This is a genomic window from Halorientalis litorea, assembly GCF_023028225.1.
GTDB lineage: Archaea > Halobacteriota > Halobacteria > Halobacteriales > Haloarculaceae > Halorientalis > Halorientalis litorea.
The window spans coordinates 1,606,772-1,621,958 of sequence record NZ_CP095482.1 but is presented as its reverse complement, the minus strand read 5'-3'; the positions used below and the strand labels follow the sequence as shown (position 1 = coordinate 1,621,958).

At 67.8% G+C, this 15,187-nt stretch carries 12 protein-coding genes; 3 read left to right on the top strand and 9 right to left on the bottom strand.

Features of this window, described 5'->3' with window-relative positions; translation table 11 throughout:
- Nucleotides 1-154 precede the first annotated feature (154 nt).
- Nucleotides 155-466 (bottom strand): non-histone chromosomal MC1 family protein, encoded by a 312-nt coding sequence (locus tag MUG95_RS08665; protein ID WP_247005723.1) that lies wholly within the window; start codon nt 464-466, stop codon nt 155-157.
- 291 nt (nt 467-757) lie between these two features.
- Here MUG95_RS08665 and MUG95_RS08660 point away from each other — a divergent pair, with 291 nt between their 5' ends.
- On the top strand, nt 758-955 hold the full coding sequence (locus MUG95_RS08660; protein WP_247005722.1) for a hypothetical protein: 198 nt from the start codon (nt 758-760) through the stop codon (nt 953-955).
- Nucleotides 956-1,003: 48 nt separating this feature from the next.
- Nucleotides 1,004-2,059 (top strand): quinone-dependent dihydroorotate dehydrogenase, encoded by a 1,056-nt coding sequence (locus tag MUG95_RS08655; RefSeq protein ID WP_247005721.1) that lies wholly within the window; start codon nt 1,004-1,006, stop codon nt 2,057-2,059.
- A 132-nt stretch (nt 2,060-2,191) separates the two neighbouring features.
- Here the strand turns inward: MUG95_RS08655 and pheT are convergent, their stop codons facing one another.
- Together pheT and pheS are read right to left on the bottom strand one after the other, a co-directional pair.
- A complete protein-coding gene (pheT, locus tag MUG95_RS08650; protein WP_247005720.1) occupies nt 2,192-3,934 on the bottom strand; it encodes a phenylalanine--tRNA ligase subunit beta in 1,743 nt (580 codons plus the stop codon).
- Nucleotides 3,934-5,499: a phenylalanine--tRNA ligase subunit alpha gene (pheS, locus tag MUG95_RS08645; RefSeq protein WP_247005719.1), complete on the bottom strand. Its 1,566-nt coding sequence runs from the start codon at nt 5,497-5,499 to the stop codon at nt 3,934-3,936. The genes pheT and pheS overlap by 1 nt, the downstream gene beginning before the upstream one ends.
- A gap of 345 nt (nt 5,500-5,844) precedes the next feature.
- Here pheS and MUG95_RS08640 point away from each other — a divergent pair, with 345 nt between their 5' ends.
- The gene (locus MUG95_RS08640; RefSeq protein WP_247005718.1) at nt 5,845-6,264 is read left to right on the top strand and encodes a hypothetical protein; all 420 of its coding nucleotides are present in this window, start codon (nt 5,845-5,847) and stop codon (nt 6,262-6,264) included.
- A gap of 3 nt (nt 6,265-6,267) precedes the next feature.
- On the opposite strand, the gene MUG95_RS08635 is transcribed toward MUG95_RS08640, so the two are convergent.
- The 6 genes from MUG95_RS08635 to MUG95_RS08610 all read right to left on the bottom strand — a co-directional run bounded on the left by MUG95_RS08635 (nt 6,268) and on the right by MUG95_RS08610 (nt 15,163).
- Nucleotides 6,268-7,887: a tryptophan--tRNA ligase gene (locus tag MUG95_RS08635; RefSeq protein ID WP_247005712.1), complete on the bottom strand. Its 1,620-nt coding sequence runs from the start codon at nt 7,885-7,887 to the stop codon at nt 6,268-6,270.
- 205 nt (nt 7,888-8,092) lie between these two features.
- Nucleotides 8,093-9,109 (bottom strand): tRNA-intron lyase, encoded by a 1,017-nt coding sequence (gene endA, locus MUG95_RS08630; protein ID WP_247005710.1) that lies wholly within the window; start codon nt 9,107-9,109, stop codon nt 8,093-8,095.
- Between the two features lie 52 nt (nt 9,110-9,161).
- Entirely contained in the window at nt 9,162-9,881 is a 720-nt protein-coding gene (locus tag MUG95_RS08625; protein ID WP_247005709.1) for a PDDEXK family nuclease, read from the bottom strand.
- Nucleotides 9,882-9,998: 117 nt separating this feature from the next.
- Nucleotides 9,999-10,247 carry a DUF8028 family protein gene (locus MUG95_RS08620; RefSeq protein WP_247005708.1) on the bottom strand — a complete coding sequence of 83 codons (249 nt, stop codon included), beginning with the start codon at nt 10,245-10,247 and terminating at the stop codon, nt 9,999-10,001.
- 203 nt (nt 10,248-10,450) lie between these two features.
- A complete protein-coding gene (locus MUG95_RS08615; protein ID WP_247005707.1) occupies nt 10,451-12,829 on the bottom strand; it encodes a DEAD/DEAH box helicase in 2,379 nt (792 codons plus the stop codon).
- Between the two features lie 36 nt (nt 12,830-12,865).
- Nucleotides 12,866-15,163 (bottom strand): DUF2298 domain-containing protein, encoded by a 2,298-nt coding sequence (locus tag MUG95_RS08610; protein ID WP_247005706.1) that lies wholly within the window; start codon nt 15,161-15,163, stop codon nt 12,866-12,868.
- Nucleotides 15,164-15,187 lie beyond the last annotated feature (24 nt).

Sequence of the window (15,187 nt, the reverse complement as noted above, 5' to 3'; positions counted from 1 at the left end):
CTCCGGGAGAAGTTGTCGCGTGGATGGAGGCCGACCAGTCATCCCACGCGTCGCGCGCACGGTCTGGCCGGGTGTAGGCCACGCACTCATGGCTTGGCGTGCGGCCCCGATATGTCTCACGGACGGCGACGAAAGAAAGCGGTGTACTGCCGACTCAGATATCTTCGAGGTGTTCGACGCCCTGTTTCTCGACGTTCCCCTTCGTTATCTCGTCGGGCATCCAGTCCGGCTTGTCGTCGGGCGCGTCCTCCTCCCACGCCCAGCCTTCATAGATGTGCACTTTGTGCGTCCCTTTCTCCCGAAGCCGGAGCTCTGTCCGGTCAGCACTTGCCTCGCTGTCGTCGGGGTCGAGTCTGCGGGCGGCTTTCAGGGCGGCCTGTCGCGGTGTTCCCCCTGAAAAGACACTCGTCTCCTCGCCACTGCCTTCACGAAGCGCGAAGTTGCGCTTATCCTTGTCACGTGCCATGGTTTCGCCTCTCCATGTCAGTCCAGCACACGGCCCGTCATAAATATACCCCCCGACGGCGGGGGGACGCGGGAGTACGTTTATATATTAGTTGATAAACCGCCCGGCAGTTCAGGCCGTATTCGCCCGATATCGGGCGAATTCTGGCCGTCCACCTCGCGGGCGCGGAGACTGTACGGGCTGCCCTACCGGACAGTTGGGGACTATCTAGAAACGAGCGTACACGTACGTCCGGGTTCTCACGGTAAGCTTAAGTGTATTCTACGGCGAAGCACGGGATAGGATAGCGCGATGGTGCGAAAAAAGAAGCTGAGCCCGAGTGGCGCGAAAGACGAGGACGGCGAGTATCACAACGTCCACATCAACATTCACGAGGACGAACTAGCCGTCGCAGGGATGGAGATCGGCGACGAGGTGTTCGTCAGGGTTCGGGACAACAAGATCATCATCCAGAAAGCCGACCCGGAGGACGTGGAACACGAGTTCTAACGTGCTCCCGTGTTTTTCTCCGTCGCGCCCGCACGCGGTGGTGATACCGTGACCGTGTACGACCTCGCCAAGCCGCTGCTGTTCCGACTGCCGGCCGAGACAGCCCACGGCTTGGGTCACAGCGCGTTGCGCACCGTCGACGGAACCCCACTTACCGCGCTGCTAGAACGCCGCTACGCAGTCACAGACGACCGACTCCGTGTCGAGGCGTTCGACCAGTCGTTCCCGAACCCAGTCGGCGTCGCGGCGGGATTCGACAAGAACGCGGAGGTCCCCGGCGCGCTCGCGGCACTCGGCTTCGGTCACGTCGAAGTCGGCGGCGTCACCGCCGAGCCACAGTCCGGTAACCCGCGCCCGCGGATGTTCCGTCTCCGCGAGGACGAGGCCATCGTCAACCGGATGGGGCTGAACAACCACGGCGCGGACGCCGTCGGCGACCGCCTCGCCAGCACGGACGTGTCCGTCCCCGTCGGCGTCAACATCGCCAAGAGCGAGCACGTCGACAGCGCGGGCGCGCCCGCGGACTACCGATACACCTACGAACGCGTCGCCGAGGGCGGGGACTTCTTCGTCGTCAACGTCTCCTGTCCCAACTCACAGGGGTTCGAGGAACTCCAGAACCGCGAGACGATGGCCGACATCTTCGCCGAGTTGACCGACGCGGGCGCGGCACCGTTGCTGGTGAAGCTCTCGCCCGACCTCCCCGAACCGGCCATCGAGGACACGCTCGACCTCGTCGCCGAGTTCGACCTCGACGGCGTCGTCGCCACGAACACCACGACCGACCGGCCCGACGGACTCCGGTCACCGTCGCAGACCGAGACCGGCGGCCTCTCGGGCCGACCCATCGAGGAACGCGCCACGGAGACGGTCCGGTTCGTCGCGGCACGGACCGACGCGCCCGTCGTCGGCGTCGGCGGCGTCTCGACGGCCGCGGACGCCTACAGAAAGGTACGCGCGGGCGCGACCCTCGTGCAACTCTACACCGGCCTCGTCTACGAGGGACCGTCCATCGCGCGCGACATCAACCGTGGACTGCTCGACTTGCTGGAGCGGGACGGCTTCGGGTCCGTCGAAGAAGCAGTCGGCGCAGACCTCGACTGAACGGTTCTACCGCAACGCGTCCAACCGGCACGCGAACGCTCACCGTTTTCTCCGCAGGTGGCTCGCGTTACTCGCCACCTCCCTCGACAAAGATGGGAAAACGGCCGCTCGCCGGCGATGTGAGGAGCGCGCCTACCGCAGGGCGTCCAGTCGGAACTCGAACGCCGCCACCGGCAGTTCGAGGTCGTGTTCGACGATGACTTCGGGGTGGACCTCACCCACGACGCCGACTGCCTCGCCGTCGAGGACGACGCTCGCGGTCCGGCCGTCGATGAACGTCGGGTGGTCCGTCGCCGGCGTTTCGAGGTCCTTGTCGAAGGCCGCGGCGAGTGCCTGGAGTTTCGCCTTGGCGTCCTCGTAGGACGCGCCGGCGTGACAGAGCGCGCCGGCGACCGTGCGGTGTTCCGCGACGTTCGTGTTCTCGGCTTCGTCTACCTCGGCCGCGAGGCCGATTTCCACGAGGTCCTGCGGGTACGCGCGGTGGGTGTTGTTCTCCAACACCAGCATGACCGAGGGGAGTGCCCACGTCCGGACCATGGTGAAGTCTTCGCTGTAGGGCTGTTCGATGGTGACGGCCTCGCCACCCCCGACGGCGTCGGTCCCTTGGGCGATTCCCATCCGCTCGTAGTTCTGTTCCTCGTCTATCAGGTAGAAGTTCAGCAGGTCCTCGAAACCCAGTCCGACCAGCGTCTCGCGGGCGGCGTCCTCTAACCGCGACCGCTCGTGGCGGCCGCCGACCGTCGACACGTCGGGGTACCGGGGTTCGAGTTCGTTGAACCCGTAGGCGCGCCCGATGTCGTCCACGAGGTCGACGGGGTGGAGTACGTCCGTCCGGTAGGGCGGGACCGTCACCTCGTAGGTGAGTTCGTCGTCCGCCTCGCTGACCGTGGCGTCCATCCCGGCCCGTTCGACCAAGTCCACCACGTCCTCGCGCGCGAGGTCGATTCCCAGCATCGTCTCGATGTCGTCGTGGACGACGGTTTTCGCCCGCGTTTCGAGGTCCGGGCGGACCAGTTCGGCCCCCCGGTCCGGCGCGCCGGCCGCCGAGTCGGTGTAGTCGACCCGGACTTCTTCGACGGTGCCCCCGCGGGCGTCCAGCGCGTAGCAGACGATGGCGAGCATCCGGTCGACGGTCCACTGGTCGGTGCCCGTCATCTCGATGAACAGGTCCCGCGAGTCGGTCGACACCTCAGTCCGCCGGCCGTTGACGACCGGCGGGAACGAGAACAGGCCGACCTCGTCGTAGATGGCCGGCATCCGACTGTACTCGCCCACGAGGTCGGCGTACTCCTGTCCGATGTGGTGGTCGGTCAGCGTCTCGGCGGGCGTCATCTCGGCGTCGCCCTCCAGCGGGACGAACGTGTCCCCGTCGGGGTCGATACCCGTGTAGGTGACTGACTTGGCCCCGTCGTCGTCCTCCCGGAGCGTCTCGCCTTTCAGCATCGTCAGGTCGTGGACGCCGATGGCACCCTTCGCGCGCTGACGACCCATCGTCGCGTGCAGTTTCTCCTGCAGTTGGATGAGCGACTCCAGCGTCGTCTCGTCGAGGTCCAGTCCACGGACGACCGCACCGGTGACGTAGGGTCGTTCGGCGGGCACGTCCTCGACGCGGATGGTCCACTCGGGGTCGTTCGTGTTCGGGACGTACACCCCGCGGTCGTCGCCGTACTGGTAGCGCAGCGACCGGGCGACGCCCTCGACGGAGAGGCGGTCGAGTCGGTCGGGTGCGAACTCCAACTCGAACTCGCCGTCCTCGGTCTCGCCCTCGAATTCGAGGCCCAGGGCGAACAGGTCGTCTTTCAGTTCCGCGTCGTCTTTCTCGTCGCGGCCGGTCAGGTATCGGAGTTCGTCGGGGTCGACTTCGACTGTTGGCATCAGTAAATCACCTCCTCGGACCGCAGGAAATCCAAGTCCACGAGCGTCCCGTGTACGTCCCGGATGTCCTCCGCGCCGGTGACGAGCATCAGCAGACGCTCTAGGGCGAGGCCCCACGCCATCACGTCACAGTCGACGCCGAGCGGTTCGAGCATCTCCGGACGGAAGATGCCCGAGTTGCCGATTTCGATGAGTTCGTCGGTCTCGGGGTGGCGGCCGAACAACTCGAAGGACGGTTCGGTGTATGGGTTGTAGTGGGGCTTGAACTCGATGTCGGTGATGCCGAACTGCTCGTAGAACTCGGTGAACGTGCCCATCAGGTCACGAACCGAGAGGTCTTCGGCCATCACCCACCCCTCGATTTGGAAGAACTCGAGCAGGTGCGTGGCGTCGAGCGTGTCGTTCCGGTAGGCCTTCTCGATGGAGAAGAACCGCTGTGGTGGCTCCAACTCGCCCATCGCTTCGCCCGAAAGGTGTCGGGCGGTCAGTGAGGTCGTGTGTCCCCGCAGGGCGAGTGCCTTCGCGAAGTCGAGGTCCCACGGCGAGTGATACCCTTCGCCGTCGGGGCCGACGCCCTCACGGTGTGCGCGTTCGACGCGTTCGACGAGGTCCGCGGGCAACTCGTCGATTTCCGCGGGGTTGTCCAGCGCGAACCGGTCCCAGTGGTTCCGCGCGGGGTGGTCTTGGGGCATGAAGAGACAGTCGTTTATCCAGAAGTCCGCGTCGACGTGTGGCCCCTGCATCTCCTGAAATCCCATCCCGACGAGGACGTCTTTCACCCGTTCGGACATCCGCTGAAGGACGTGCTTCTTCCCGGGCGTGACGGTTTCGGCGTCGGCCTCGACGTTGTACTCGGCGAACTCGGCGTCCCGCCACTCGCCATCTTCTCGCGGCCCGTGGCCGCTCGAACGGTCGGCGGAGCTTCGCTCCGCCCAACTCGTAAGCAGGTCGGCGGTGACCTGCCCGACCGTCTCGGCCGTCTCGACGCCTTCCATCATGGCGGTGACGCCCGCCTCGGTCAGCGTGACCGAGCGCACCGTGGTTTCGCTGCGCTCGACCAGTCCCCGGTTCTCCAAGTCCTCGATGGCGAGGTTGCTCTGGTACGCCGCAGTCCCGTCCGCGATGGCCTCCAAGGCCGCGGCCTCCCGGTCGGCGTCCGGGTCGGCGTCCGGGTCTATCGTCACCTCGCCGCTGTCGACGCTCCCGTAGCCCTTCCGGGCGAAGTTCGAGAGCGCGATGTCGACGGCCGGACCGTCGAGGTCGGCCGCACCGATGGCCTGCCCGAGTTCGACCGGGTCGTCTTCGGCTCCCAGTTCGGCGGCCGCCCGGTAGAGGCGTAGTTCCGGCAGGGCCGTCTCGACGTAGTCCTCGGCCTCCTCGGTCAGCGAGAAGTCACTGCTCGTCCGCTCGATGACCGAGACCAAGCCCGCCTCCTCCAACTCGAAGGCCGCCCCAGTCGCCGTCTCGGGTTTGAGGTCGGCGTCCTTGGCGATTCTGTCTATCGTCCGTTCCTCCTGTGCGCTCGCGGCCTCCAACACCGCGACCTGTGCCTGTGGCAGTTTCATGCGTCGGTAGTCGTTGTCGTATACGGCGCGGGTCGGTCAGTTAACGGTTCTCACTCGCGGCGTTCGTGTCGCCGCTCGTTCGTGTCGAGGGCTCTCCGGCCGCCCTCGCGTTCCGGGCGTGGTCGGTTTCGTCCCCCGCGGAGTGTCACCCCGCCGGCGGATTCCGCCGCCGACTCACGCGCCGAAAAAGAAGCCGAACCCCGGACGGAACCGTCGTTTGCGGGCAGAACACCGGCAGTGGGGTTCGAGTGCCATGTGGAACCGATTGTGACAGTCGAGTAAAAACGTACCGCTGTCGAAGCAGGGACCGAACACATATTACGCAGACTCGCGTGTTCGTCGCACATGGATTCGGAGGATTCTGACGACCGTCGGTCCGGTTGGTTCGACGTGTTCGTACCGGCAGAGGTCCCTGTCGACACCGATACACTCGATACCCTCGCGGCGGAGTTCGGCACCGGTCTCGGAGGCGCGATGCCCGACCCGCGCAGTATCGAGAGCGCGCTCGACGGGGTGTCGGTCCCGGACGCCGGGACCCTCGATATCGAAGCGGCCGTCCGCCCGGACGAACGACTCGACCACGCCGACGCCGTCGTCGACGCCGGGGCCGATGCCGTCGACGTGGCAATCGAGGGGAGCGGGGAAGCAGCGACGGTCCTCGTGGACACTGGCGGAGAGGTGGTCGAAGTCGCAGTCGAGAACGGTGGCGAGGCGGCAGCCGAGGCGACGGCCGAACTAGTCGTGGCCGCGCTGGACGGACTGTAACGGTCAGTCGCCAGCGACCGCCCGGTCGGTATCGAGGTCGATATCCAACTCGTCCAGTTTGTCCGCCCACTCGGCGCGCTTCTCCTGGTGGTCTTCGAGGAACTCCGCCATCAGTTCGGCGGCCTGCTCCTTGCACCCGCCACAGAGTCGCTCGCCGCCGACACACTCCTCGTACACCTCGGTAGCGAACTCGTCGTCGTCGCCCGCGAGGAGGTAGGCGTACAGTTCGTACACCGGGCACTCGTCGGCTTTCCCGCCGAGTTCGCGCTGCTCTTCGGCCGTCTCGCGTCCGCCCGTGGTGGCGGATTTGACCTTGTCGTAGCCGTCCTCCGGGTCGTCGAGCAGGCTGATGTGACTCGCCGGTATCGAGGAGGACATCTTCCCGCCGGTGAGGCCGGTCATGAACCGGTGGTAGATGGACGACGGCGGCACGAACCCGTAGCCGCCGTTCGCGACTTCGACCTCGCGGGCCAGTTCCTCGGCCGCGGCGCGGTCCATCTCGAAGGCGTCGACGTGGTTGTCGTAGACGCGCTTCTCGCCGTCGACGGCCTCGATTAGTGCCTCGAAGGCCTCGTCGGTGGCGTTCTGGTCGACGAACCGCACGCGCGGGCGAAGTGGCTCTTGTCCAGCGTTTCGTAATCCCTTGACGAGATTACCCTTCACTTCGATAGCGTCAGTTTCGTAGTCGGCTAACCAATCCGCAGCCTCGTTGCACCGAGGTCTTTCAGGGTTTTCAGCATATTCCTCGCGATGATTATATGTCTCTCTTAGTAACCCAAGGTCTGCTTCAACAACCTCGAAACTCGCGTACGCCTCGGTCACCTTGAAGTACCGCATCCGGTCGGCCAGGTCCCGCGCGAAGCGCATGTGTGGGTCCTGGTCGGGGCCGACCGGGATGACCGTCGGCTTGGGTTCGTCCAGTTGCGGGTAGAGGATGTCGGCCATCTGGGTGACGACCGACTGCATGTGCGAGATGTCCGTCTCACCGTCGAAGCCGTAGATGGCCTGAAACTCCGAGAAGTTGGCCTCGATGCCCAGCTCGAAGGCCAAATCCTGCACGTCGCGGTTCTCGGACTGCCGGTAGAGGGTGCCCGCCTCGGGGTCGAACCCCAGCGCGAGCAGGCTCAGGACGTAATCGCGGGCGTGCTCGTCGATTTCGTCCCACGAGAGGCCGCGGGCACTGTGGGCCTCCAAGTCTGCCATCAGGGCGTAGGCGTCCCCGCCCTGCTGTTGGTGCCAGATTATCTCGTCGAACACCATCTTGTGGCCGATGTGTGGGTCCCCCGTGGGCATGAACCCCGAGAGGGCGGCCCACGGGTCGCCGTCGGCCATCGCCCGCGCGACGGCGCGGTAGTCGCGGTGACCGAAGATGACGCCGCGACGCATCAGGTAGTGCGGGTCGGGCGTCTCGTCCAGTACGGCGTCGAACTCCTCGATGCCGAACTCCTCGAACAGGTTGCGGTAGTCCGAGACGGTGGCCGACCCCCACGGGTCGAGCGTCGTCTCGTCGACGGTGCCACCGTCGGCACGGGCCGTCGTCTCGCCGTCGGGCACTGCCCGCTCGCTCGTGTCCGGGTCGTCTGTCGTCGGTTCGTCAGCGTCGGTGTCGGGTTCGTGTGTCATCTGTGTCGTTCTGGCGTCCTTTCTCGCCGGGGCGACTCGCGTCGAAAAAGCGGAGTGAGCAACGACGGCCACGATTACCGCACAATCGTGACCGCGAGACTGTCCGCTTCCGGGGGAAAGGGCCAGCACCAGCGCCACCCGTCGGAAGCGGCCATCTTGGGAGTGAGTAACCGCCAGCAGAGGTTTAACCGTTTCCACTCCGGTCTCACGGCGTCAGCCGCTCCGCCGAGAGCCACGAGATGTCGTCGGCGTCGGTCAGCGCGAACACCATCCGCTTTCGGACCCCACCCGCGAGACGCACGTCCAGCGCGAGGTCACGCGGCGCGAACACGTGGTCCCCCGACAGGACTCGCACCAGCAGTTCCGAGTGGCTCAACTCCGACACGGACTCGACGTCGGCGTAGGTCCGGAAGTCCGCGCCGAACTTGTACCCCGTCTTGGGCACGACCCCGCGATTGCGGAGCGTCTCGTACACTCGAAGCCGCCGGTCGAACCGCTCGCCCTCGACCGCCCGCCCGCGGTTCAGCACGGCGTCCGCCCCGCCCTCGACGGTCAGCGCGCCCCGGCGGACGAGGTACGCGGCCTCGACCAGCGACACTTGGAGCGTCTCGACGGTCTCCCCGTCCCTGTCCAGCGGTTGCCCGTAGAACCCGTGTTCGTAGAGGGCCGCCGGAGGGTCCCAGACCAACACGCGGTCGTCCAACAGCGACCCCGGCACCCCCTCGGGCGGGTCGTACGCCGTCGCGCCCGTCACCTCGGGCCGGTCGGTGTCGAGGTACGTTATCTCGCTCTCCTCGTCGACGACGGCCAGCACCACGTCGCCGAGTTCGGCGGCCGGCACCGTCGCGCGTTCGCTCTCGACGCGGACGCGGTGGGCTATCTCGTCGTCCCACGGCCCCTTGCCGCGGGGGTAGACTACGAAGTCCGCACCCGCTGGGTCCGCGACCCACCCCTCACGGGCGGGCGAGAGGTAGAACCCGCGGTCCCTGAGGTCCTTGTACACGAGGAAATCGAGGGCGGGGCAGGCCGCCGAGGCGAGGAACTCGCGGAAGCCCATCCCGTCCACCGACCCGAGGTCACCGCGGAACAGGAGGTGGGCCGCCTCGACGGGCGCGAGGACGAGCGACCCGTCGTCCGGGCGGCCGTACCCGCGCGCGTCGTAGAACTGCTCGCGGGCCTGTCGACCCGCCCGCACCACGTCGCCCGAGAGCGTCGCGTTCATGCCCGTCCCTGACCGCGCGCGGACAAATCCCCTACGGTCCCAGCCCGGCCGCTCACTTCGGGCCGTCACAGGCAGTGTCGAGACACCGCCGCCCGGCACTCGTCTCGAAGACGGGCAGTCCGCAGTCACACGTCCCAACCACCGTCCCCGCCGGGAGGCCCCATCCAGTGTCGCAGTCGGGATAGTGTTCACAGCCGGCGAGCAAGCCACCACGCCGGAGGATACGGAGGTCGCCCTCACAGTCGGGACAGTTCCACTCGCGGTCGAACGCCGCCCGGACCGCCTCGTCCAGCGACTCACAGTCGCGGTCGATACAGACCTCGAACTCCCGTCCGCGTGTGACCGACAGGCGCGGATAGCCACAGTCACACTCGGCGTCGCGTATCGTCGCGTCGCGTGGCACTCCGTGGCTGGCGTCACAGCCGAGGCACCGAACCGTGCCGTCGGTGCGGACGAGGTGGCCGTCGCAAGCGGGGCAGGTCCCGACCGGCGGACCGGCCGCCGTCGTCGGGTACCGCGTCGTCTCGTACTCGCCGTCGGCCTCGACGCGAAGGTGTTGGTCGCCGTCGGTGGCGGTCAGCGTCCCGTCCGCGAGCGTCACCGACTCCGCGCGCGTGAGCCACGCAATCGGCTGATAGCCCGTGGCGTCGTGGACCAAGACGGTGTTGTCGGGTTTGCAGACGACGAGGACGTTACCGCGCTCGGTTCGCTCGCGGTCACCCTCGAACGAGGTGATACACTGCCCGGCCAGCACGCGAGTTCCGTCGTGCATGGAGGGGGCTGGTCGCGGTTCGGTACATAAACCTCTGGACGGGAGTGGAAACGGGGAGGCAGGGTGGGGTCGCTTGGGGTGGGGAGTGGTGATGGCTCGCAGAGCCCACCGGGTCCGTCAGTCGTCGTAGTTCCGGCCAGCAACCGCCGCGACGACGTTCGCAACGAGAAGTGCCGCGAACACAGTCGGGTAGCTACTCGCGTACCCAGTCAGCAGCATCGGGACGAGCACGAGCGGAAGCACGACGGCACTCCAGAACCCGAGGAAGCGTGCAGGTGCGAGTGCGATGTTCCGTGGGCTCTCGAAGCCGGGACGCCAGTTGCGAACGTCGGAGGGAGTTTGCGTGGACATGGTGGGCCTCTGCATTCCACGCTTGTACTGGATACCCCATATAAGGGGTCGAAGCTTGCGTCGATTTCAGTCCGTTTCGCCGAGCTCGCGTGTAACTCGCCGACGTTTTACTGGCCACGGCGGACCTTTCACCGACACCCGCGACATTTTATAACTGCCTCAGGTTCGCTTAGAAGTTTTACAATCGCCTCTCGCCCGCCGTCGTCGAAACACCGCCGTCACTCCACGCGGACGGTCCGGGACGCCGAAACCGGTTCGAGGGGCAGTTCCGGGAAGGTGACGGTGACGGTGAAGCGCAGTTCGTCCGTATCGCCACCGAAGACGCCGACGGGAAGCGTCTCCGTGCCGAGATAGGACTCGGTGGCCGTCATCTCGCGGCCGTTGACCGTCACGCGGACACCGGCACGGGCACCGTCGCCGTCGTTGCGGACCGTCACCTCGCACATCTGGTTGTCGCCGCGGGGAATCGCCGCTGGGAACTCGCCCCAGTCGAACGCGACGGCCGGGAGCGACCGCGCGCTGTCGAGTACCTGCCGGGCGACGCCGTCGGAGAGGCCCGCCTCGGTCAGTCCGTCGTGCCCGGTCGCGCGCACGTCCGCCGGGGAGCGAATTCTCTCGCTCGCCAGTCTGCTCGCCCGTCCGGACCCGACGCCGTCGAGGGCCGTCAGACCGACGGCGTCGGCACTGACACCGTGTTCGACGCGGGCCGCGGCCCGGCACGCGAGGTTCGCACTCGGGGCCCCGGCGAACTGGTCGAGGAAGGCACGCAGGGCCGCGAGCAGGCGCAGGGCGTTCTGCCGGATTATCCAGGCGTCGCTACGGAGTTCCGCGGGCGTCGCGCGGTCCATGCTCGCCCGGAGGATGGCGAGGACTTTCCGCGGCCCGGGGTCGAGGTCACTCCCCGCATCACCGAGGACGGCGCGGACGGCGTCGCGTTCGTCCCGGCGCGCGCTCGCGCTGTCGAACTCGCTGGCCGTCGCCACCGCCGTCAGCACGTCGTCGACGGTCAGGCCCGCGTCGGTCCCGCTCGCGCCGGGAGCCACGCCCCCCTCTGCCCGCTCCGCGAGGTCCGCGAAGTGGCGGGCCGTGTCCAGTCCGAGGTAGAACTTCGAGGCCAACCGGCCCAGTCGCGTCGGGGAGAGACGCAGGTCATCGTCCATCTCGACGAACCCCCGGTCGACGAGGCTCTCGACGGTGTCGCTGACGCGTTCGCGCAGTTGCCCCTCCGAGTCGTAGGCGTCGGGCGCGGCACGGGCACGGACCGCGTAGAAGGTGGTTTCTATCCAGTCCAATACGTCGTCCAAGTCACGGACCGTCCCCAGCACGATTTCGGCGTTGAGGTGAGCGTCCAAGTCCTCAGCCAGTCGGGACTCGATTTCGGTCCCGTCGCGGAGCAAGCGGCGGTAGCGGCCGGCATCGGACCGGTCACAGACGACCCACGCGTATCCTCGCTCGTCGTAGCCCGGTCGTCCCGCCCGTCCGAGCATCTGCAACACGTCGAGGGGACTCATGTCCACCTCGCCTTCGAGCGGGTCGTGAAGCTTGGTGTCGCGGATGACGACACAGCGGGCGGGGAGGTTGACCCCCCACGCCAGCGTCGAGGTGGAGAACAGGATGCCGAGACGACCCTCGCGGAACCACGCCTCCACGAGGTCTTTGTCCGACTTCGAGAGGCCGGCGTGGTGGAACCCCACGCCGTCCAGCACGGACTGGCGGAGCGTGTCGTTCTCCAGTCGCTCGGCCTCCTGGTGGAAGTCGTAGTCGCCGCGGGCACCCATCGGCACGTCGCGTTCGGTGAGTTCGTCGCGGGTCTTCTCGGCCGCCCGCACGGTGTCCTGTCGCGAGGAGACGAACACCAGTGCCTGTCCGTCCTCGCGGAGGTGTGGCTCCACGAGGTCCAGCGACCGGTAGAGTCGCCGGTACTTGTCGGCGAAGGCGTTCTCGCCGTGGCTGTACGTCTCGACGCTCGCCTCCAGCGGGACAGGGCGGTAGTCGTCGCCGAAGGCGAAGGTACTCTCGGGCGGGGCGTCGAGCCACTCGGCCACGTCCTCGACGTTGGGCATGGTCGCCGAGAGCGCGACGACCCGGGGGTCACAGAGGCGTCGGAGCCGCGAAATCGTCACCTCCAGCACCGACCCGCGCTTGTCCGAGTCCAGCAGGTGAACCTCGTCGATGATGCAACAGTCTACGTCGGTGACGAACTCGTAGCGGGGCGAGTCGTGTTTCCGGGTGGCCGAGTCGGCCTTCTCGGGCGTCATCACGAGGATGTCGGCCCGTTCCGCCCGGCGCGGGTTCAGGTCGCGCTCGCCGGTCACGACGTACACCGAGTAGCCCAGTTCCTCGAACCGCTCCCACTCGCTCTCCTTCTCGTTCGTCAGCGCGCGCAGGGGTGCGAGAAAGAGTGCCGTCCCGCCCGCGGCGAGTGCCTCACAGATGGCGACTTCCGCCAAGGCAGTCTTGCCGCTCGCAGTGGGGGCACTGACGACGACGTTCTCCTCGGTGTCGAGGAGCGTCGGCAGTACCTCGCGTTGCATCCCGTTGAACGACTCGAACGGGAAGGCGTCGGCGAAGTCGTCGAGAACCTCGGCAACCTCCATCGACCGGAGGAAGGGCGAGCACCACAAAGGGGTTTCTCATTCCGCGAGCGCGGACCGGTTCACGGCGTAGATGGTCACCGCGTCGTTCTCGTAGGCGACCGAAATCCCGGGCCGGTCGGCGTGGTCCCAGTAGCCGTACGCCTCGAACTCCGTCGGGCCGTGGAGGACGTAGTCGACCTCCAACTCCCGGAGCGTCGCGCTCGCGACCGACCAGTTGCCGAAGTACACCGACTGGGCGTGGGCGACGCGCTCGTAGTAGGCTTCGCGGCCGTGGTAGCCCGCGGCGTGTTCCCACCCGGCCAGCGTCGGGACGCCCGACAGCACCGAGACGGCGTTGGCCCCCGCCCGCCACGAGTAGACGGAGGCGTTCGTCGGGTGTGAGACCATCGTCGGCTGTCCCGTCGTCTCGGTCCGGAGCCACCGGGCGGCCGCCAAGCGGCCCGGCTGTCCGTGGCCGATGTCGGCGGTGGCGTTCAGCGACGGCTCGACGGGACGGTCCGCCAGCACGGACTGATTGAGGTGGCCCGCGAAGGCAAAGGCCGGGAACACGAGCGCGAACACGAGCACCAGCGCGAGCGCGGTGGCCGCGAGCGTCCGCCGTCCGTCGAATGCGGGCGGAGACACGGACACCGAACCGCGCACGCGCTCGGCCACGGACGCGGCGGCGACGGCGGCCGCCACCCCCCACAGCACCCACACCTGCAGGGCAATCTTGTATATCGTATTCCAGCGAGGGGCGTTGGGGTCGTACGGCCAGACGCGCGCGTACGCGAGTTCAGTGAACAGGAGCAGTCCGGCCCCGCCGACGACCAGCACGACGGCGAAACTCCGCGTCCGGCCGCGCCGCGCGACCCACCACCCGCCGACGACCAGCGGCCCGAACAGCGCGAGTGCGGGGCGACCGACTGCGACGGAGACGAGGAGCGCGCCGCCGACTGCGACGGCGAGCGCGACCTGTCGGCGTCGGTCCCACTCAGAGAGGAGCGGAAGTGCGGCGAGGGCGAACACGACGAGGAACGCCCCCCACACGAGGAGGAGGCCGCCGAGACCGCTCCCCGGTCCCGGGACCGCCAGCCCCTCGTTCTCGGCAGTGTGGAACAGGAGGAACGGGGCGACCCAGAGGACCGACAGGAGCGCGGCGGCGGCGGCGACGCCCGCCGCCACGAGCGTCCGCCGGACCTCGCCCGCGAGTCCGTGGGCGTTGGGCAGGCGCGCACGGAGCGGGCCGGGGAGGAGCGTCGCGGGGTCGGCGGGCGCGAACGTCAGCGAGAGCCACGCGACGCCCGCGAGCGCGGGGAGGTCCCACGTGTTGACCAGTCCGAGGAGGCCGCCGACGACTGGGAACGCGCCGACGAGGAGCAGGCGGCGGCGCGTGAGGCGGGCCTCGTCGGTGCGGTAGTAGACGAAACAGACGGCCGCCCCGAGGAGGAGGAACTGGTAGGCGTACATGTGCGGACGGAGGTCGCCGTTGACGTAGGTCCAGAAGGGGAACACGTTGGGCGTGTGCGGGATGACGTACCGGCCGGCCCAGTAGGAGAACTCGCCACCGGCGAGATACCGCCCCGCCTCGACGGCCTCGGGGTAGGGCAGCCGGAACCCCTGATAGAGGACGACGAGATACTCGGCGGCCACGTCACGGGGGACGTAACTCGACAGCGCGCGCAGGGGCGTGGCGAGCGTTCCCGAGAACGACACCAGCAGGACGGCGAGCGTTCCGGCGAGTCGCGGAGAGCGGTCACCGGCGGCCGCGATTGCGGCGGCGAGACCGTAGGCCGCGGCCGCCATCCCCCCGAACATCACGGGGAGGACGAGGTTGTACGCGTACCGGGGTGGCGTGTCGGTCAGCCACGTCAAGACGCCCGAGAGCAACGGCCCGCCGTAGTAGTAGCGCAGTCGCTCGCCCGCGAACCAGATGTCCTCGGGCGGGAGCGTCGCGGTTCGGCGGACGGCGTGAATCAGCCCGAAGTCGAGGAACTGTTCGCCGGCGTAGGGGCTGATGGCCGGGTCGAGTGCCCGGACGGTCAACATCACGAGGAACGCCGCGGTGAACACGATGGCGGGCACACGGGCGGCCCGCATGTCGGCACCGGGACCGTACCGCTGTGCGGCGAGGCCGGCGACGGCGAGGACGAGGGCCCCGAGGACGGCAGCGTGCGGGCCGAAACGCACCTGGCCGACCCAGAAGGCGGTCAGCGTCAGGACGGCGAACCCTGTCGGGAGGGCGAGGGACGCGCCGCGGTCCGGCCAGTCCGGGCAGAGCCACGCGGTGAGGGGGAGCGCGGTCAGACCGACGAGGAGGGCGGCGGCGTACCACACCACGACGAGTGTGAACACAGTCGTGGGATGCGGAATCGGCGG

What these genes read in the sequence shown, in the direction of transcription:
- MUG95_RS08635 (WP_247005712.1), bottom strand. Translation starts at nt 7,887, where the DNA reads ATGACACACGAACCCGACACCGACGCTGACGAACCGACGACAGACGAC.
- pheT (WP_247005720.1), bottom strand. Translation starts at nt 3,934, where the DNA reads ATGCCAACAGTCGAAGTCGACCCCGACGAACTCCGATACCTGACCGGC.
- MUG95_RS08615 (WP_247005707.1), bottom strand. Translation starts at nt 12,829, where the DNA reads ATGGAGGTTGCCGAGGTTCTCGACGACTTCGCCGACGCCTTCCCGTTC.
- MUG95_RS08620 (WP_247005708.1), bottom strand. Translation starts at nt 10,247, where the DNA reads ATGCAGAGGCCCACCATGTCCACGCAAACTCCCTCCGACGTTCGCAAC.
- pheS (WP_247005719.1), bottom strand. Translation starts at nt 5,499, where the DNA reads ATGAAACTGCCACAGGCACAGGTCGCGGTGTTGGAGGCCGCGAGCGCA.
- MUG95_RS08625 (WP_247005709.1), bottom strand. Translation starts at nt 9,881, where the DNA reads ATGCACGACGGAACTCGCGTGCTGGCCGGGCAGTGTATCACCTCGTTC.
- MUG95_RS08640 (WP_247005718.1), top strand. Translation starts at nt 5,845, where the DNA reads ATGGATTCGGAGGATTCTGACGACCGTCGGTCCGGTTGGTTCGACGTG.
- MUG95_RS08665 (WP_247005723.1), bottom strand. Translation starts at nt 466, where the DNA reads ATGGCACGTGACAAGGATAAGCGCAACTTCGCGCTTCGTGAAGGCAGT.
- endA (WP_247005710.1), bottom strand. Translation starts at nt 9,109, where the DNA reads ATGAACGCGACGCTCTCGGGCGACGTGGTGCGGGCGGGTCGACAGGCC.
- MUG95_RS08660 (WP_247005722.1), top strand. Translation starts at nt 758, where the DNA reads ATGGTGCGAAAAAAGAAGCTGAGCCCGAGTGGCGCGAAAGACGAGGAC.